Below are 16,946 nucleotides of genomic sequence, written 5' to 3'. Positions count from 1 at the left end.
CGTCAAGGGCGAGTGGCCCCACCTGGAACAGATCACCGACGGCGCCGAGCTCGAGGCCGAGCTGGACCTCGTCCAGGACCACTACAACACCTTGCGGCTCTCGGCCGCGATCGGCTACGTCACCCCCCCCCGACGAGCACGAGGGACGCGGCGAGGCGATCCGTCAGGGCCGCCGTGACGGGCTCACCCGAGCACGCCACGAACGGATCGAGTACCGTCGAACACACAAGGAAACCCAACCATGATCACGCACCACGAATGGCTGGGTATTTCCAACCGCAAATACCTCATTAAGTCAGACACACCTCACGTTCAACGCCGAAGCCTGGCTGGCCGAGCACCTCAACACCTACCTGGCCGACCCCGACGAATACCGGGCGATCACCCAACACCTGCTGCACCAAAGCGGAACCGTCGACTACGCCACCAACGCGATCACCATCACCCTGGACCGCCCCGACAGCCCACGCGTGGCCCGCGCCCTGCACCTGCTCACCGACGAGCTCAACGCCACACCAGCGCACCTGCCCGGCGACCGGCGGCCCCTGACCTACCAAGTCACCGCAGCATGCGGTCTTAACAACCATCCGGTGACTACTTGAGGAGATCTGGGGCTTGGCCTACCGCAAAGCCCTCACGATGGAGCATAGTGAGGTTCTACTCGTCACGAAAGGAGTTGTGCCGACCATGACCATCCACGGTTCGCTGTTCAAGGACCACCAGGAGACCCAGTCCACCGATCCGTTCGTCCTGCAGAACAAGAAGATGCTCAAGATCTCGATGGCCTACGGTCCGGTGCTTGCGCTCACCGGCTCGATGGTGGCCTATCAGGGGGACATCCGCTTCGCCAACAAGGGCTCCGGCGGCCTCAACAAGCTGATCAAGTCCAAGATGACCGGCGAGGGCGTCAAGATGATGAACTGTGAGGGCAACGGCGAGCTGTTCGTCGCCGACCAGGCCGCCGAGATCCAGGTCATGTATCTGGAGAACGACGAGATCTCGGTCAACGGCCAGAGCGTGCTGGCCTTCTCATCCTCCATCGACTGGGACATCCACCGGGTGCAGGCGCGCGGCGGGATGATGACCGGGGGGCTCTACAACGTGTCGCTGCGCGGCACCGGCTATGTCGCGGTGACCACCAAGGGTGAGCCGGTCGTCTTCGATGTCGCCTCCGCACCCACCTTCGCTGACGCGCAGGCGGTCGTGCTGTGGACCTCCGGTGTCAACATGGACATCAAGGTCGACACCGGTGGCCTCGGCTCGATGATCCGCGGCGGCACGGGGGAGCTGCTGCAGATGAAGTTCACCGGTCGCGGCTCGGTGATGGTCCAGCCGTCGGAGAACGTGCCCACCGGTGGGGCCCAGTCCGGCGGTGGTCGCTCCGGGGGGATCGGGGAGCTCTTCAACTAGACATCACCTCCGCTTGGGCAAAGGCCAAAGTAGAGCGTCATTGTGTGATCGATGAGTCTCGGCCACGCTAGGCGTATGCCGTTCGCCGCCCGCAGTCTGTTCGCGCCCACGCCGGGCTACCTCAACGCCGCCACCCTGGGTCTGCCCCCGGTGCCCGTGGTCAGCGCCATGCAGGAGGCGCTGCTGCAGTGGCAGTCGGGACAGGCGTGTCCGGTGGCCTACGGCGAGGCGGTCGACCGGGCGCGGGCGGGGTATGCCGCCCTGGTCGGCGTGCCGACCGAGCAGGTGGCGGTCGGCTCGCAGACCTCCGTCTTCGCCGGGATGGTCGCTGCGTCCCTGCCGCCCGGCGCACAGGTCGTGGTGATCGCCGAGGACTTCACCTCGATCGTCTATCCCTTCCTCGTGCAGCGCGATCGCGGCATCACCGTCCGCCAGGTGCCGCGGACCGAGCTCGCCGAGGCGGTCACCGCAGACACCGACCTCGTGGTGTTCAGCCTGGCGCAGAGCGCCACCGGGCACCTGGCCGACCTGCCCGCGGTGCTGGCGGCGGCGCAGCGGCACGGCGCGCTCACCTTCTGCGATGTCACCCAGGCCGCCGGGTGGCACCCCCTCGAGGCAGCGCGCTTCGACCTGACCGTGTGCTCGGCATACAAGTGGCTGTGCCAGCTGCGCGGCACCGCATACCTCACGGTCCGTCCCGAGGTGGCCGACCGGCTGGTCCCGGTCAACGCCGGCTGGTATGCGGGCGAGTCGGTCTGGGAGTCGGTCTACGGGCCGGGGATGGTCCTGGCCCAGGACGCGCGCCGCTTCGACGTGTCCCCGGCCTGGCTGTCCTGGGTGGGTGCGGCGGCCGCGACCGAGGCCCTCGCGGACGTGCCGGTCAGCGAGATCCGCGACCACGACGTCGCCCTCGCCGACGGCCTGCGGGAGCGCATCGGTCAGCCTGCCCAGGGGCGTCCGGTGCTGACCGTGCCCGACCCGGACGGCTCGGTGGCCCGGGCGCTGAGCCAGGCCGGTGCCACGGTCGCCTCCCGCGCCGGCTCGGTCCGGCTGGCTTGCCACCTGTGGAACGACGAGGCCGACGTCGAGCTCGCCGCCGAGGCCATCGGGCGGGCACGCAAGCCCTGACACCGTGCGGTCGCTACGGCGTCACCGACCTGTCCGCGCAGTGTTCACCAGCACGTCACCCTCGGCTGCTGCACTGTGGCTGTGCTGCACGAGCTGGGGCAACTGCCGGCCGATCCGGTCTCCGCGCAATTCGAGGCCGCCCGGGCCCACGCCCACCACGGGCCGTCCTCCCGACGGCCCCGGCACGGGGCGGCGCCGTGCCTGTCGGGGGGCGGCTTCCGCGCTGCCCTGTTCCATCTCGGCGCGGTGCAGCGGCTGGACGAGCTGGGGATCCTGGGTCGGTTGCGCACCGTCTCCGCGGTCTCCGGCGGCGCGCTGGTCGCCAACCTGCTGGCCCACCCCGCGCTGGAGTGGCCCGGTCCGGACGGGCCTGACCATCGCGTCGGGGGACTCACCGAGCACGTCGTGGAGCCGCTGCGCCGGCTGACGGCCCGCAACGTGCGCACGCCGGCCATGCTGGCCCGGCTTCGACCCGGCGGCTGGGGCCGCTCGGATACCCCGGTGCGCGCAGCGTCTGGCCGCGGGGCCGGGTGGGCGACCACCGGCTGGGCTATGCCGCCGCCCCGCCCGGCCTGCGCGTCGTCGACGCGGTCGTCGCCTCCTGCGCCCACCCACCGTGGTTCCCCGCGGACGGCGGGGTCTACGACAACCTGGGGCTCGAGCCGGTCTGGACCGACCACGAGACCGTGCTGGTCAGCGACGGCGGGGCGGTCTTCCGGGGGCAGCCGGCCGGCTCGGTGCTCGGGCGGCTGTGGCGGCTGCTGTCGATCGCCGCCGGGGGTGGGCACACGACGCGGCTGTGGTGGCTGCGCTCCGCCTTCTCCGCCGGGTTGCTGCACGGGGCGACCTGGTCGCTGGAGGCACCGACCTCGGTCTCCGGGGTGCCCGGGCACGGCCTGCCGGCCGGGGTCGGCGGCGCCTACCCCGACGACGTGGTCGGCGCCATCAGCCGGGTCCGCACCGACCTGGACGCCTTCACCACCGAGGAGCAGCACGTCCTGGAGCGACACGGCTACGTCGTGGCCGACGCCTCGCTGCGCGCGCACAGCCCGGAGGTCATCGTCGCCGAGCACCCGTTCGAGCCGCCCTACCCCCACCTCGTCGCCCGGGACGAGGCCCACCGGGTGCTCGCCGGGTCGGACCGGGTGACCGCCCTCGGTCGGCACTGACCACAACGGCGTCCTGAGGTGGCCTGGGCAGACCGTGCGCCGCACGCCGGAGGGGACGACCTTCGTGGTGTCTCTGCCTGTTGGCTGACCTACCCTGGGCCGGTGACCGACGTCACCACCCTCCCACCGCGCACCCCTGTCGACCAGGGGGGCTATGCCGCGGTGCTCGACCTGCTGCGTGGGGGCGAGGTGGCGGTGCTGACCGGGGCCGGGATGTCGACCGCCTCCGGTATCCCGGACTACCGGGGCTCGGATGGCCGGCGCCGCGTGCAGCCGATGCAGTATGCCGAGTTCCTTGCCGACGCGGCCGGCCGGCGCCGCTACTGGTCCCGCGCCTACGCCGGCTGGGAGCGGTTTGCCGCGGCCCGGCCCAACGTCGCCCACGAGGCCGTCGCGGACTGGCAGCTGTCCGGGCTGCTGACCGGGCTGATCACCCAGAATGTCGACGGGCTGCACCAGGCGGCGGGAGCCGCCCCCGTGATCGAGCTGCACGGCAGTCTGGACCGGGTGGTGTGCCTGGACTGCTCCGCGTGCTTCCCGCGGGAACAGGTGCACGCGTGGCTCGCGCACGCGAACCCGACGTGGTCCGTGCACAGCGAGGAGGTCCGCCCGGACGGCGACGTGCTCCTTCCGGCCGAGCAGGTCGAGCGGTTCGTCCTGGTCAGCTGTCCGGTCTGCCGCTCGGACCGGCTCAAGCCCGACGTCGTCTTCTTCGGCGGCGCCGTGAGTCGCGAGCTGGTCGATCAGGCCTACGCCGTCGTGGAGAGGGCACGCGCACTGCTCGTGCTGGGCTCGTCCCTGCAGGTGATGAGCGGCTACCGCTTCGTGCGCCGCGCGGCCGCGCTCGGCATACCGGTGGCGGTGGTGACCCGGGGCGGCACGCGCGGGGACGAGCAGACCGACGTGCACCTCGACGCCCTGCTCGGCGACGTGCTACCCAGCCTGGCCGACGACCTCACACGCGGCGCAGCACCGCCGTGACCTTGCCGAGGACGACCGCATCCCGACCGTCGATCGGGTCATAGGCGTCGTTGTGGGGCAGCAGCCAGATCGAGTCGGCCGTGCGCTTGAAGGTCTTGACGGTGGCCTCCGTGTCGAGCATCGCCGCCACGATGTCGCCGTTGTCGGCATCCGGCTGGCGGCGGACGACGACCCAGTCGCCGTCGCAGATCGCGGCGTCGACCATCGAGTCGCCCACGACGCGCAGCAGGAACAGGTCGCCGTCACCGACGATCTGCTTGGGGAGCGGGAAGATGTCCTCGACGGCCTGCTCGGCCAAGATCGGGCCGCCGGCGGCGATCCGGCCGACCACCGGCACGTAGGACGCGGCGGGCCGGGCGTCGCCGACGCCGGTCTCGTCGTCCGACGCGTCGGTGGTCTGCGCCGAGCGACGGTAGCCGGAGGAGGCGCCCCCGTCCTCTCCCGGGAGAACCACCTCGATGGCGCGCGGCCGGTGCGTGTCGCGTCGCAGGTGACCTTTGCGCTCCAGCGCCTTGAGCTGATAGGCCACGGAGGACGGTGAGGCGAGCTGCACCGCCTCACCGATCTCCCGGAGGCTGGGTGGGTAGCCTCGTCGGTCGACCGACTCGCGGATCACCTCGAGCACGCGGCGCTGGCGCGCGCTGAGCTCGGTCGTCCCGCGCTCGGGCAGCTCGTGGATATCGGCCATCGGATCCAGCCCCTTTCGGTAAAACGCCAGGTCAGCAGGTCTGTCGGTGGTCGCTGCTCAAATACTTGACGTGAACACATCGTATGAGGCGAGCGCGCCCGACACAAACATCTGTTCGACCGGCGTGTCGACATCCTCGCACATCCGTGCTACAAAGTGGACAGACGTGCGATCGAACGCACGTATGACCGAAGGAGGCATCATGACGGCAGCAGCCCTCTCGCACTCCGGCGCTCTGCCCTGGGGTGCGCCCCCCGCTCGAGGCGGGCGGCACCTGCACGCCGTGCCGAGCAAGGCCACCCAGTCGCACACGCGCCTTCGGCGCACCGGCGACCCGGTGCGGCTGACCCGCCGAGGTCGACTTGCGGTGACGTTGAGCATGCTGGCCGCGCTGGCCGTGACACCCCCCACGGTCCTGGCGATGGTCGCACCGGCCGAGGCGGGCACCGAGGTGATGGTGCGCAGCGGTCAGACGCTCTCGGAGCTGGCGGCCACTCATCTGCCGCAGGCACGCCGGGACCTGGCGATCGTGCAGATCCAGCGGGCCAACGCACTCAGCAGCAACGAGATCCAGGTCGGTCAGGTCCTGCAGATCCCGAGTCCGTGACCCGCTGATCCCGGCCAGGAGCTGATCCGGGTCAGCCGGGGTCGGGGCTCTGCACCGCCTGATGCACCACAGGCAGCTGGGTCGAGGGGATGAAGTAGCCGCTGAGGTGAGGGTCAAACATCAAGCCGTCGATGCCACCGGCGACGTAGTCGTCCGCCGACTCGACGACCTCGTCCGGGCGCAGGGCGATCGCGCTCAGGTGGTCCTGCGGCTCGATCATGCCCTGCTGCACCGCGAAGTGACGGGCCCGCTCGCTGTCCGTGAAGGTCAGCAGCATCAGCTGCTCGTCGATCTCGGCTGCCGCAGGAGACTCCTCGCCCGGATCGCCGACGGCGATGAACCACCAGTAGTTCAGCCCCATCGTCACCCGCCACAGCGCAGCCATCCCCACCTGGTCCCCGGGCCCGGAGATCTCGGCGACCAGGCGGTCGGTCTCGGACTCGGGCGGGGCCGGCAGGTCCGAGATGTTGACCGAAGGGGGGCCGTGCCGGACCGTGGGCAGATCGTCCGATGGCTCAGTCATGACCCCATCGGATCACACGAGCACCCCGGATATCGAGTCTGCGAGCAAACCGTGAGCATCGGGCCTGGTGTGCCTGTTAGCTGTCGTGGCCCTGCAGCTCGGGGTCATCGTCGTGTTCCGACCATGAGTGCGGCACGGTGGCCGTGATTCGGCTCCCGTCGGGTCGGCGCTCGCCGAGGTTCAGCGGCACCTCGAGCAGCCCCTCCCGGGAGGGTCCCTGTCCGCGCAGGGTGATGCTCACCGCCTCGGAGCCCACGTCCACCGGCTCGCCGCGGACCGTGACGCCCACGGCCGGCCCGCTCAGGACCTGAAGTCGCAGCTCATCCTGACTCACACTGACGGACAGCTGAGCGCCGTGCCACCGCAGACGCCAGGAGATCTGCTCCCACTCCTTCGGCACGCGAGGGTCGAACGTGAGCTGGTCCTCGTAGTCGCGCATCCCGCCGAACCCGCCGACCAGGGCCGACCAGACGCCCCCGGCGGAGGCGACATGCACCCCGTCGGTGGTGTTGCCGTGCTGATCGTCGAGGTCGACGAAGAGGGCGGCGTAGAAGTAGCGCAACGCCAGCTCGGCATACCCCACATCCGCGGCGACGATGGACTGCACGACCGCGGAGAGGGTCGAGTCACCGGTGGTGATGGGGTCGTAGTACTCGAAGTTGGCCAGCTTGTCCTGGTCGGAGAACTGGTCTCCCGCCAAGAACATGGCCAAGACCACGTCGGCCTGCTTGAGCACCTGGAAGCGATAGATCACCAACGGGTGGTAGTGCAGCAACAGGGGCTTCTTGCCGTTGGGTGTGTGCTTGAGGTCCCACAGCTGACGCTCGAGGAAGTGCAGATCCTGCGGATGGACGCCCAGCTCCGCGTCGAACGGGATGAACATGCCCTGGGCGGCTGTGCGCCACCGATCCACCTCGCCGTCGCGCAGCCCCAGCCTGGCAACGGCCCGAGCGTAGTCGCGCGGGTCGTGCTGCTGCAGCTCGACCACGGCGTCGGCGGCGGCCTGGAGGTTGAACTGGGCCATGACGTTGGTGAACAGGTTGTCGTTGACCACCGTCGTGTACTCGTCAGGCCCGGTGACGCCGTGGATGTGGAAGGCGTTGTCGCCGTTGGAGCGCCAGAAGCCCAGGTCGGCCCAGAGCCGAGCGGTCTCGACCAGGATGTCGATGCCGTCGCCGAGCAAGAAGGTCCGGTCACCGGTGGCCCGGACGTAGCGGATCAGGGCCAACGCGACGTCGGCGTTGATGTGGTACTGCGCCGTCCCGGCCGCGAAGTAGGCCGAGGCCTCCTCGCCGTTGATCGTGCGCCACGGGAACAACGCCCCGTGCTGGGCCAGGTCGGCACTGCGCCGGCGCGCGTCGTCCAGCATCCTGTGCCGGAAGCGCAACGCGTTCCGTGCCGCCTGGGGGTTGGTGTAGACCAGGAACGGCATGACGTAGCACTCGGTGTCCCAGAAGTAGTGACCACCGTAGCCAGAGCCGGTCATGCCCTTGGCCGGTATGCCGTGGCTCCCGGAGCGCAGCGAGGCCTGGGCCAGCTGCCACAGGTTCCAGCGCACCGCCTGCTGGACCTCCGGCTGTCCCGAGACCTGCACGTCGGAGCAGTCCCAGAACTCCGTGAGCGCGTCCCTGTGCTCGGCGTGCAGGGCAGGCACCCCGGCGGTGACCGAGCGGTCCAGCGTGCGCCAGCACCGATCGCTGAGCTCGGTCACCGGCACTCCGCGGGAGGTGTGCACGGCGACCAGCTTCTCGATCCGGATCGGGGTGCCCTGCTTGGCCTCGACGTGCACGACGTGCTTGGCGACGTCGATGTCCGCCGACAGCTCCTCGGTCGTGTCGTTGTCCGTGGAGATCAGGTGCTGGACACCGACCGCGATCGTCATCCGTGAGTCGTGGCAGCGGTAGCCCAGCAGCAGCCGACCGTCCTTGACGGCACTGGCCCTCGGCTCCAGGACGCGGCGGTCGAAGCCATCGGCCTTGCGCGGGTCGAAACCCTCGCCCATGGCCGCTGCCCGGACGTGGTACTCGTCCTGACCGTCCTGACGGTTCAGGATCTGTGAGGACACGGTGATCGCGGCGTTGCCCTCGAGCATCTCGATGTCCATAGTCAGCACGGCCAGGTGACGGGAGGCGAAGCTGGTCATCCGGGTGGTGCTGATCCGCACCCGCTTGCCGGCGCTGGTGCGCCAGACCAGGTGTCGGCGCAACAGCCCCTCGCGGAAGTCGATCGAACGCTCATAACCCTCGAGGTCCGCGATGTCGAGCAGCAGCGGCTCGTCGTCGACGTAGAGCTTCAAGACCTTGGGGTCCGGGACGTCGACGATCGTCTGCCCGACCCGCGCCAGCCCGAAGGCCTCCTCGGCGTGCCGGATCGGCCACGTCTCGTGGAAGCCGTTGACGTAGGTGCCGTGGGTGTGGCTGTCCCGGCCCTCCTCGGGGTTGCCGCGCATGCCGAGATAGCCGTTGGCCACGGCGAACAGGGCCTCGGTGACCCCGAGGTCGCGCTTGTCGTGCACGAGCTCGACCAGTCGCCACTCGTCCACCGGGAACCGGCTGCGGTCCAGCGGGTCGAGCGCGGGCCCCGGCACGTGATGAGAGTTGTGGCGGTGCGACATCAGATCACCCTGGTCTTCACAGAAATGCTCAGATGAGCTCGGCCAGATCGGACACGACGATGTCCGCCCCGTGGGCGCTCAGCTCGGCTGCCCCCGCGCCGCGGTCGACCCCGACCACGAGGCCGAAGTCCCCAGCTGCCCCGGCCTGCACCCCCGAGAGGGCATCCTCGAGCACCACGCAACGGGTGGTCGCGATGCCCAGCTGCTGCGCGGCATACGTGTAGGTGTCGTGCTGCGGTTTGCCCGGGAGCCCGTGCTCGGCGGCGACGGCACCGTCGATGACGACCTCGAAGCGGTCGACGATGCCGGCGGTGCGCAGCACGTCGGGTGCGTTCTTGGAGGAGGAGACGACGGCGATGCCGACCCCGATCAGCTCGAGGTGGTTGAGCAGCTGGACGCTGCCGGGGTAGGGGTCGATGCCGCCCTGGTGCAGGACCGTGGTGAACAGCGCGTTCTTGCGGTTGCCCAGCCCGCACACGGATCGCTGGCCCGGGTCGTCGGAGGGGTCGCCGTGCGGCAGCTCGATGCCGCGGGACTCCAGGAACGTCTGCACACCTTCGTAGCGAGGCAGGCCATCGACGTGGTCGAAGTAGTCCTGGTCGGTGTAGGGGCGCTGGTCGGGCAGCTGGGCAAGAAAGTCGTTGAACATCTGGTCCCACGCGCGCATGTGCACCACGGCGGTCGGGGTGAGCACACCGTCGAGGTCGAACAGGGCTGCGTCGTAGTCGTCCCACTTCACGAGCCACCACCCTAGGGCACACCCCCAGCCACTTGTGCCCACCTGTGGCGGCATACATGACGCTGGAGGTCGGCTTTCCGGCTGGGGGTGCAGGGGTGTCGGTGGCAGCGCCTACGGTGGCGGGCATGAGTGAAGTGACCGGCACTGCCGAGGGTATGCCGCAGCGCGCCCTGGCCGCCCTGCGCGCCCTGGTGGGGGAGCGCCGGACCGAGGTCACCTTCCGGGACGGGCAGCTCGAGGCGATCCAGGCCCTGGTGCAGGACCGCGCCCGGGTGCTGGTGGTGCAGCGCACGGGGTGGGGCAAGTCGGCGGTGTACTTCGTGGCCACGACCCTGCGGCGGGAGCAGGGGGCCGGGCCGACGGTCATCGTCTCGCCGCTGCTGGCCCTGATGCGCGACCAGATCGCGGCGGCCCAGCGGGCCGGGGTGCGGGCCGTGACGATGAACTCCGCCAACGCCACCGACTGGGACGACGTCCGCTCGGCCCTGGCGGCCGACGAGGTCGACGTGCTGCTGGTCAGCCCGGAGCGGCTCAACAACCCCCGCTTCCGCGACGAGCAGCTGCCCGACCTTGCGGCGCGCTGCGGCCTGCTGGTCGTCGACGAGGCGCACTGCATCAGCGACTGGGGGCATGACTTCCGGCCCGACTACCGGCGGATCGCGACCCTGCTGGCCGAGCTGCCGCAGGACACTCCGGTGCTGGCTACCACGGCCACCGCCAACGAGCGGGTGGTCACCGACGTCGCCGAGCAGCTCGGTGTGGGCGGCACCCGGGTGGAGACGATCCGCGGCCCCCTGGCCCGGGCCTCGCTGCGACTGGGGGTGTTGCGCCGGCTGACGCCGGAGCAGCGGATCGGCTGGCTGGTCGCTCACCTGGAGGACCTGCCCGGCAGCGGCATCGTCTACTGCCTGACCGTCTCGGCCGCGCAGGACGTCGCCGAGGCGCTGCGCTCGCAGGGTGGGCGCGTCGCGGCATACACCGGTCGCACCGACCCCGAGGAGCGGGCCCGGCTGGAGGAGGCGCTGCGGCACAACGAGGTCAAGGCGCTGGTCGCCACGAGCGCCCTGGGGATGGGCTTCGACAAGCCGGATCTAGGCTTCGTCGTGCATCTGGGCGCGCCCGCCTCACCGGTCGCCTACTACCAGCAGGTCGGCCGGGCCGGCCGGGCCACCGACACGGCTGACGTGCTGCTGCTGCCGGGCTCGGAGGACCGCGACATCTGGTCCTACTTCGCCACCGCATCGATGCCCCGGCAGGATCACGCCGACGCCGTGCTGACCGCCCTCGCCGACGCCGGGCGGCCGCTGTCGACGCCCGCCTTGGAGACCATGGTCGACGTCCGGCGCACCCGGCTGGAGCTGCTGCTCAAGGTGCTCGACGTCGACGGTGCCGTCGACAAGGTCTCCGGTGGGTGGGTCTCGACGGGGCGGCCGTGGACCTATGACCGGGAGCGCTATGAGCGGGTGGCGCAGGCGCGGACCCGTGAGGCCGAGCTGATGCTGGACTACGAGGCGGCGACGACCTGCCGGATGGCCTTCCTGCAGGAGTGTCTCGACGACGCCAGCGCCGCCCCGTGTGGGCGGTGTGACGTGTGCGCCGGGGACTTCTACCCCACCGACATCCCCGAGCAGGCTCTGGCGGTGGCCCGGGGTCGCCTCGGCGAGGTCGGCGTGCGGATCGATCCGCGGGCCCAGTGGCCGACCGGTATGCCGAGGCTCGGTGTCGAGGTCAAGGGCAAGATCGGCGCCGAGGACCTGGCCGAGCCCGGTCGTGCGCTGGCCAGGTTGAGCGACCTGGGGTGGGGGCAGCGGCTGCGGGCCGTGCTGCGCGGGACGGAGGAGGAGCCGGATGCGCCGGTGCCGCCGGAGGTCGTGCGCGCCTGCGTGCAGGTGCTGGCCCAGTGGGACTGGGCGCAGCGGCCGGTGGGCGTCATGGCGATGCCGTCGCGCCGTCATCCGGTGCTCGTCGCCTCGCTTGCCGAGCAGATCGGCAGCATCGGCCGCCTGCCGTTGCTGGGCACCCTGGACTATGCGCACGGCGGTCCGACGGGGGAGTCGGGCGGCAACAGCGCCTTTCGGCTGGCCGGCGTCTGGGACCGCGTGGTCGTGCCGACCGAGCTCGCGGCCACGCTGAGCGCGGTGCCGGGTCCCGTGCTGCTCGTCGATGACCGGGTCGACTCGCGCTGGACGATGACCGTGGCGGCGCGCGCCCTGCGGCGGGCCGGTGCACCGGGCGTGCTGCCCTTCGCCCTGGCGCTCGAGGGCTGAGCCCGAGCCCGGCAACGAAGCACTGCGTCCCGACCCTTCCGATCAGCCGAGCAAGGCAGTGTGCCGTAGCAACCTCGGGGTTGCTTCTCGCCCCTGGTAGTGCAATCTGGGGGTTGCACCAAGTTCTCTCAACGTGACGGAAGTGATGCCTCATGCAGAGCGAGACCGATATCGACACCGTGCCGGACCGCATCGAGCGGGAGATTGCGCTCGATGCGACCTCCATGCGGGTGTGGGACCTGATCGCCCGTCGTGGGTGGTGGATCAACGAGGGGAGGTCGTGGACCTGCCCACCGAAGTCGAGGGTGATGTCGCGACGGTCCGGCACCCCGCCTACGGCGCCTTTCCGCATCCAGACGGTCGCGCTGGAAGAACCGAGGTATGCCGCCTACCGCTGGCTGGGTGGCGCAAACGACGGCGCTGAGCAGCGCAGCGGTGCAGCGGAGACAGCGCGGACGCTGGTGGAGTTCTGGATCGTGGAGCAGGCAGCCGGAGGCGTGCTGTTGCGCGTGGTGGAAAGCGGCCTCGCCTCGTTGCCCGGCGGCCCTGCCGCACAGCGCGCGACCTATGAGGAGAACGAGCGTGGCTGGCGCCAGGAGCTGGAAGCGGCCAGGGTCCACGTCACCCGGGGCGGTCGCGGGTGAGCGTCGCGCCGAACAGCACCTTCGCCGCCCTGGCCGACCCGACGCGTTGGTCCATCCTCGTGCGACTCGGGCAGGAGCCGGCCTCGGCGACGACGCTGGCCGCTGAGCTTCCGGTGAGCCGCCAGGCCGTCGCCAAGCATCTCGCGGTGCTGCGTGAGACCGGCCTGGTTGTCCCGGCGGCGGGGCGCGGTCGCGAGGTGCGGTTCGAGGCCCTCGGGGCGCGGTTGAGCGAGGCCGGTCGAGACCTGGAGCGGATCGCTGCCCAATGGGACCGGCGCTTGGCCGGCATCAAGGAGCTGGCCGAGCGGCCGGGCCTCGGGTAGGCCGTCCGGACAAGGCGGCCTGCTCGGCCGCCGGTCGCAGGGGCGGGAACCCTCGACATACCACAGCCGCCGGGTGATGATGGAGGTTGACCAGGACGGACGCTGCCGTCCCGTGGGCCTGGCAGTGACAACGGAGTGGCGCCATGGAAGTGCTGACGATCACCGCCTTCACGCTCTTGCTGCTGTCGCCGTTGCTCAGCAGGCTGCTGTTGCGTCCCGCCCTCAGACGGCGCCGGATGCGCCTGCGATGGGTGGTCGAGCCCGGCCCGCCACCGAGGCTGACCCGGGACCGGCCCAGCCTCGAGCGGCTGGTCGCCGATCTGCGGCGTCTCGAAGCCGACCTCCGCCGGATCGAGAGCTCGGACCTGCCGGCCAAGATGCAACGACTGCAGGCGGTCAGCCTGGCCTACGACGACGTGCTGTGCGAGTGCTGCCTGGCGCTGGGGTTGCCCGAGCCGGCGCAGCGACCGTTCCGGGGAGTGGACCGGCTGCATGCCGAGTTGGAGCTGGCCCGCCACGGCCTGACCTGGTGACGCCGCAGAGCTGAGGCTACAGCCGTCGTCAGGTGACCTGCGTGTCCCTGGTCAGCTCTTCGGTTGCCGCCATTGGTTGGCGCGGCGGCCGGATGCTGCCTCCTCGACCGTGCGGGTGATGCGCCGGTCCCGCGTCGGCTCGGTCTTGGCGGAGGCGATCCACTCCAGGATGGCGCGGCGGGCCGAGCGGGGGAAGACGTCCCCGTGCCCACGGGCGTCCGGCGCGGCGTCCAGGGCGGCGCTCAGGTCGTCGGGCTCGCGCAGGGTCTCGACCTCGTCGAGCCTGGTCCAGCTGCCGTCGGCCACGGCGCGCTCGATCGCTGCTTGCCCGGCCGGTTGGATGCGTCCTTCGCGGCGGAGCAGCACCAGATGCTCCTTGTTGACCCGCGACCAGCCGCTGCCCGGGCGACGGGGGCAGACCAGCAGCGAGGTGCGGTCCTGGTCCACCCGCCGGCCCTTGGAGTCGATCCAGCCGAAGCAGAGCAGCTCGCGGACCACGTCCGCATACGGCAGATAGGGCCCGTGACCCTTCTTCCAGGTGACCAGCCAGATGCCCGAGCTGCCGGCGTGGTGCTCGGCGAGCCAGGCACGCAGCTCTGCGGCTGTCTTGACCTGGACCTGCGGGTAGTCGGCGCTGCTCGATGCTCATCCGTCGATGGCCCGGCTGCTGCTCAGGCCGCTTGGGGAAGGGCCCAAACCTCGGCCAGCAGGGCATAGGAGCGGCGACGCATCGCCGGGTCGTGGGTGTAGGTCGTCACGATCAGCTCGTCCACCGGGTGCTCGGAGACGAATCCGTCGAGGTGGGCGGCCACCTCGTCCGGGGTGCCGACAGCCCGCACGGACTGGTGCGCGTCGGCGATCTGCAGCAGCTGCTCGGGCAGCACCGCAGCCAGGTCCTGCACCGGCGGGTCCAGTGGGGCGGGCTGCCCGGTGCGGATCCGCACGGCCATCAGCTGCGCGGTGGTGAACAGGTGCCGCGCCTCCTCGCCGGTCGGCGCGGCGAGCACGTTGATGCCGGCCATGACCATCGGCCGCTCGACCTGGGCGGTCGGCGCGTCGGCCCGGAAGTGCGTGCGGTAGAGCTCGATTGCGCTGTCGAGGTGGTCGGGCGCGAAGTGCGAGGCGAACGCAAACGGCAGTCCGAGGGCCGCGGCGACCTGGGCCCCGCCGGTGGAGGAGCCGAGCATCCACAGCGGCACGTGGGTGCCCTCGCCGGGGAGGGCGCGCACCTGGGCACCGGGCCGGGGGTCGCCCAGGTATGCCGCGAGGTCTGCGACGTCCTGGGCGAAGGTGTCCAGTGAGCCCGTTCCCCGGGCCAGCGCCGCGGCAGTCATCGGGTCGGTGCCGGGGGCACGGCCGAGGCCGAGGTCGAAGCGGTCGCCGTGCAGGGTGGCCAGGGTGCCGTAGTACTCGGCGACCATGAGCGGGGAGTGGTTGGGCAGCATCACGCCGCCGGAGCCGAGCCGGATGCGCTGGGTGTGCTCGGCCAGGTGTCCCAACAGCAGCGAGGTGGCCGAGGACATGAAGGTCTCGGTGCCGTGGTGCTCGGCGACCCAGAAGCGGCGGTAGCCGAGCCGGTCGGCATCCTGGGCCAATGATCGGGTGGCGGCCAGCGCGTCGGCGGGGGTCATGCCCTGGGAACGGGGGGCCAGGTCGAGCACCGACAGGGGGATGCGGTGGTGAGCGGACGGCATACCGAGTGCAACGTCGGGTGCGAGCGCACCGATTCCCCTCAGGCAGCGGCGTGGGCGCGAGCCGTGCGCTGCTCGGTGGAGGCGGAGTCGGGGCCGGCTGCCCTCGGCGTGAGGCGCTCGCGGATCAGCTGCCAGGTGAGTCCGGGGTCGCGCGAGTCCCAGACGCTGTGCTGGGCGCGCAGGCCGGGGCAGGCTTGGTCGGCGAGCGCAAGCGAGCCGTAGAAGCGGCCGTTGAGGTCGATCAGGTGGGGTATGCGGTCGGCGCCGGTGAGGAACTGCAGCTCCACCAGGCCGCGCCAGCCGATCCGGTGCAGCAGCGCCTCCGCGCGCTCGGTGAGCGCCGGGTCCACGGGGACGGTGCGGGCGCGGGCGGACATGCCTTGCGGCGTGGGCCACAGGCGCGAGGTGCGTTGCTGCACACGACCGTGCAGGCGTCCCCCATGGTAGAGGCCGATGAGCGCGCCGAGACTGCCCTCGACCGGGCGCTGCAGCACCGGCTCGCCGCCAGACTCGATGATCATCTCCACCTGGGCGCGGGCGGTGGTCGTGTCCGGGAACCGCCGAGCGTCGATCCGGTGTCGTCGCGTCTGACCTGGGCACCAGTGGGTGCGGCACTTGACCACCACCGGTCCACGTCAGCCGCGCAGTGCCGCCTCGGTGGCGGGGATGGTGTGCGGCGCGGCCAGGCCGACCCGGTGGGCGTGCTCGGTGAGGTCGACCTTGTCCAGGGCGGTCTGCACGACGGTGAAATCCGGGTGGGCCACGCGGGTGGGGAGGTGATCGCGGTATGCCGACAGCGCGGCCATCCAGTCGTCGTTGCCGCCGAAGACCAGTTCGTAGTGGCCGGCGGCGACCGCCTCCTGGACGCCGGCGACGAAGGCAGCGCTGTCGCCGCGGGGACGCGCTACTTGGTGCGTGTCCGCACACGCCTGAGAGGCGCCGAGCATGCCGGGACCATCTGGCGTGCCGACGCCGACGCCCAACCGGAGCGGTGCAACGACCGGGCAGCCGCGAGTGCGCCCCGGTCTCGCGGCTGCCCGGTCGAGACGATGAGCACCCGCCCGGGAGCCACCATTCGGCGAACGTAGCGGGCGGCACCCGCGAAGCCCGGGACTTTGCCGCGGCAGGCAGTGCCCTTTGCCTCAGGCGGGTCGAATGGTGAGGAATCAGTTCTGGAAAAGCCGGTTGCGCGAGGTGAGCACCTCCAGCGGTACGGCCGGCCCGTCGATCGGCACGGTGGCAGGAATCGTCTGCCAGTCGCCACCGTCGACGCTGACCTCGCCACCGTAGATGACATTGATGGAGGGGCTGACCGCGCCCTTGGAGACATAGGTATGGGTGATGTCGCCCTCGGGATAGGGACCACCCAGCGATTGCGTTGGTCCCTCGGACGATCCGTCACCGAAGTGGTAGGTGACGTCCTGCACCGTGGGGCGGATGCGGACGCTGAACCCTGCCAGCTCGGTGGTGTCGATCTCTTGGGGCTCGAAGCCTTCTTCTGGCCAGGCAAGCTGGTAGTAGACAGGGAGGTTGACCAGCGTGCGGTTGTCCGGTGGTTGCATCACCGCCTCTGGCAGCGCGAAGTCTGTCTGGTGAAACTGCTCCTCGATCATGGCGTCAGTCAGT

Annotated in this window: 19 protein-coding genes and 1 pseudogene; 11 read left to right on the top strand and 9 right to left on the bottom strand. The window is 70.7% G+C overall.

Going from position 1 to position 16,946, the window contains the following annotated elements; translation table 11 throughout:
- The first annotated feature begins 470 nt into the window (after positions 1-470).
- The 6 genes and pseudogenes from ACR2FV_RS01095 to ACR2FV_RS01070 all read left to right on the top strand — a co-directional run bounded on the left by ACR2FV_RS01095 (position 471) and on the right by ACR2FV_RS01070 (position 4,688).
- A complete protein-coding gene (locus ACR2FV_RS01095) occupies positions 471-602 on the top strand; it encodes a hypothetical protein (RefSeq protein WP_434013884.1) in 132 nt (43 codons plus the stop codon).
- A gap of 85 nt (positions 603-687) precedes the next feature.
- On the top strand, positions 688-1,410 hold the full coding sequence (locus tag ACR2FV_RS01090) for an AIM24 family protein (RefSeq protein ID WP_434013883.1): 723 nt from the start codon (positions 688-690) through the stop codon (positions 1,408-1,410).
- Between the two features lie 75 nt (positions 1,411-1,485).
- Positions 1,486-2,538, top strand: a complete 1,053-nt coding sequence (locus tag ACR2FV_RS01085; protein ID WP_434013882.1) for an aminotransferase class V-fold PLP-dependent enzyme — start codon at positions 1,486-1,488, stop codon at positions 2,536-2,538.
- A gap of 75 nt (positions 2,539-2,613) precedes the next feature.
- Positions 2,614-2,820: pseudogene (locus ACR2FV_RS01080) on the top strand (hypothetical protein); the annotation flags it as partial.
- Positions 2,821-3,068: 248 nt separating this feature from the next.
- Entirely contained in the window at positions 3,069-3,707 is a 639-nt protein-coding gene (locus ACR2FV_RS01075) for a hypothetical protein (RefSeq protein WP_434013881.1), read from the top strand.
- A 102-nt stretch (positions 3,708-3,809) separates the two neighbouring features.
- Complete coding sequence (locus tag ACR2FV_RS01070; protein ID WP_434013880.1) at positions 3,810-4,688, top strand: Sir2 family NAD-dependent protein deacetylase; 879 nt, start codon at positions 3,810-3,812, stop codon at positions 4,686-4,688.
- On the opposite strand, the gene lexA is transcribed toward ACR2FV_RS01070, so the two are convergent.
- A complete protein-coding gene (lexA, locus tag ACR2FV_RS01065; RefSeq protein WP_434013879.1) occupies positions 4,663-5,376 on the bottom strand; it encodes a transcriptional repressor LexA in 714 nt (237 codons plus the stop codon). The genes ACR2FV_RS01070 and lexA overlap by 26 nt on opposite strands.
- A 202-nt stretch (positions 5,377-5,578) precedes the next feature.
- Between lexA and ACR2FV_RS01060 the strand changes: the two genes are divergently transcribed.
- Positions 5,579-5,983 (top strand): LysM peptidoglycan-binding domain-containing protein, encoded by a 405-nt coding sequence (locus ACR2FV_RS01060; RefSeq protein ID WP_434013878.1) that lies wholly within the window; start codon positions 5,579-5,581, stop codon positions 5,981-5,983.
- 31 nt (positions 5,984-6,014) lie between these two features.
- On the opposite strand, the gene ACR2FV_RS01055 is transcribed toward ACR2FV_RS01060, so the two are convergent.
- The 3 genes from ACR2FV_RS01055 to ACR2FV_RS01045 form a co-directional block, all read right to left on the bottom strand.
- The gene (locus ACR2FV_RS01055; RefSeq protein ID WP_434013877.1) at positions 6,015-6,506 is read right to left on the bottom strand and encodes a hypothetical protein; all 492 of its coding nucleotides are present in this window, start codon (positions 6,504-6,506) and stop codon (positions 6,015-6,017) included.
- Between the two features lie 76 nt (positions 6,507-6,582).
- Positions 6,583-9,120, bottom strand: coding sequence for a glycoside hydrolase family 65 protein (locus ACR2FV_RS01050; RefSeq protein WP_434013876.1), 2,538 nt, complete (start codon positions 9,118-9,120; stop codon positions 6,583-6,585).
- Positions 9,121-9,148: 28 nt separating this feature from the next.
- Positions 9,149-9,859, bottom strand: a complete 711-nt coding sequence (locus ACR2FV_RS01045) for an HAD family hydrolase (RefSeq protein ID WP_434013875.1) — start codon at positions 9,857-9,859, stop codon at positions 9,149-9,151.
- Between the two features lie 125 nt (positions 9,860-9,984).
- Between ACR2FV_RS01045 and ACR2FV_RS01040 the strand changes: the two genes are divergently transcribed.
- The 4 genes from ACR2FV_RS01040 to ACR2FV_RS01025 all read left to right on the top strand — a co-directional run bounded on the left by ACR2FV_RS01040 (position 9,985) and on the right by ACR2FV_RS01025 (position 13,626).
- Positions 9,985-12,126, top strand: coding sequence for a RecQ family ATP-dependent DNA helicase (locus ACR2FV_RS01040; protein WP_434013874.1), 2,142 nt, complete (start codon positions 9,985-9,987; stop codon positions 12,124-12,126).
- Positions 12,127-12,278: 152 nt separating this feature from the next.
- Entirely contained in the window at positions 12,279-12,770 is a 492-nt protein-coding gene (locus tag ACR2FV_RS01035) for a hypothetical protein (RefSeq protein WP_434013873.1), read from the top strand.
- Complete coding sequence (locus ACR2FV_RS01030) at positions 12,767-13,093, top strand: ArsR/SmtB family transcription factor (RefSeq protein WP_434013872.1); 327 nt, start codon at positions 12,767-12,769, stop codon at positions 13,091-13,093. The genes ACR2FV_RS01035 and ACR2FV_RS01030 overlap by 4 nt, the downstream gene beginning before the upstream one ends.
- A 143-nt stretch (positions 13,094-13,236) precedes the next feature.
- Positions 13,237-13,626: a hypothetical protein gene (locus tag ACR2FV_RS01025; protein ID WP_434013871.1), complete on the top strand. Its 390-nt coding sequence runs from the start codon at positions 13,237-13,239 to the stop codon at positions 13,624-13,626.
- Between the two features lie 51 nt (positions 13,627-13,677).
- On the opposite strand, the gene ACR2FV_RS01020 is transcribed toward ACR2FV_RS01025, so the two are convergent.
- The 5 genes from ACR2FV_RS01020 to ACR2FV_RS01000 form a co-directional block, all read right to left on the bottom strand.
- Positions 13,678-14,124 (bottom strand): YdeI/OmpD-associated family protein, encoded by a 447-nt coding sequence (locus ACR2FV_RS01020; RefSeq protein WP_434013870.1) that lies wholly within the window; start codon positions 14,122-14,124, stop codon positions 13,678-13,680.
- A gap of 173 nt (positions 14,125-14,297) precedes the next feature.
- The gene (locus ACR2FV_RS01015; protein WP_434013869.1) at positions 14,298-15,320 is read right to left on the bottom strand and encodes an LLM class flavin-dependent oxidoreductase; all 1,023 of its coding nucleotides are present in this window, start codon (positions 15,318-15,320) and stop codon (positions 14,298-14,300) included.
- Between the two features lie 38 nt (positions 15,321-15,358).
- On the bottom strand, positions 15,359-15,946 hold the full coding sequence (locus ACR2FV_RS01010; protein ID WP_434013868.1) for a hypothetical protein: 588 nt from the start codon (positions 15,944-15,946) through the stop codon (positions 15,359-15,361).
- Between the two features lie 9 nt (positions 15,947-15,955).
- A complete protein-coding gene (locus ACR2FV_RS01005) occupies positions 15,956-16,267 on the bottom strand; it encodes a hypothetical protein (RefSeq protein WP_434013867.1) in 312 nt (103 codons plus the stop codon).
- A gap of 219 nt (positions 16,268-16,486) precedes the next feature.
- Positions 16,487-16,946: hypothetical protein (locus ACR2FV_RS01000; protein WP_434013866.1), on the bottom strand; the 460-nt coding region annotated here is incomplete at its 5' end.

This window comes from Ornithinimicrobium sp., assembly GCF_051004135.1.
Taxonomy (GTDB): Bacteria; Actinomycetota; Actinomycetes; order Actinomycetales; family Dermatophilaceae; genus Ornithinicoccus.
Note: the sequence above shows the minus strand (reverse complement) of the source record. Positions and strands in the feature narration are given on the sequence as shown.

What these genes read in the sequence shown, in the direction of transcription:
- ACR2FV_RS01090 (WP_434013883.1), top strand. Translation starts at nt 688, where the DNA reads ATGACCATCCACGGTTCGCTGTTCAAGGACCACCAGGAGACCCAGTCC.
- ACR2FV_RS01085 (WP_434013882.1), top strand. Translation starts at nt 1,486, where the DNA reads ATGCCGTTCGCCGCCCGCAGTCTGTTCGCGCCCACGCCGGGCTACCTC.
- lexA (WP_434013879.1), bottom strand. Translation starts at nt 5,376, where the DNA reads ATGGCCGATATCCACGAGCTGCCCGAGCGCGGGACGACCGAGCTCAGC.
- ACR2FV_RS01060 (WP_434013878.1), top strand. Translation starts at nt 5,579, where the DNA reads ATGACGGCAGCAGCCCTCTCGCACTCCGGCGCTCTGCCCTGGGGTGCG.
- ACR2FV_RS01055 (WP_434013877.1), bottom strand. Translation starts at nt 6,506, where the DNA reads ATGACTGAGCCATCGGACGATCTGCCCACGGTCCGGCACGGCCCCCCT.
- ACR2FV_RS01050 (WP_434013876.1), bottom strand. Translation starts at nt 9,120, where the DNA reads ATGTCGCACCGCCACAACTCTCATCACGTGCCGGGGCCCGCGCTCGAC.
- ACR2FV_RS01040 (WP_434013874.1), top strand. Translation starts at nt 9,985, where the DNA reads ATGAGTGAAGTGACCGGCACTGCCGAGGGTATGCCGCAGCGCGCCCTG.
- ACR2FV_RS01035 (WP_434013873.1), top strand. Translation starts at nt 12,279, where the DNA reads ATGCAGAGCGAGACCGATATCGACACCGTGCCGGACCGCATCGAGCGG.
- ACR2FV_RS01025 (WP_434013871.1), top strand. Translation starts at nt 13,237, where the DNA reads ATGGAAGTGCTGACGATCACCGCCTTCACGCTCTTGCTGCTGTCGCCG.
- ACR2FV_RS01015 (WP_434013869.1), bottom strand. Translation starts at nt 15,320, where the DNA reads ATGCCGTCCGCTCACCACCGCATCCCCCTGTCGGTGCTCGACCTGGCC.
- ACR2FV_RS01005 (WP_434013867.1), bottom strand. Translation starts at nt 16,267, where the DNA reads ATGCTCGGCGCCTCTCAGGCGTGTGCGGACACGCACCAAGTAGCGCGT.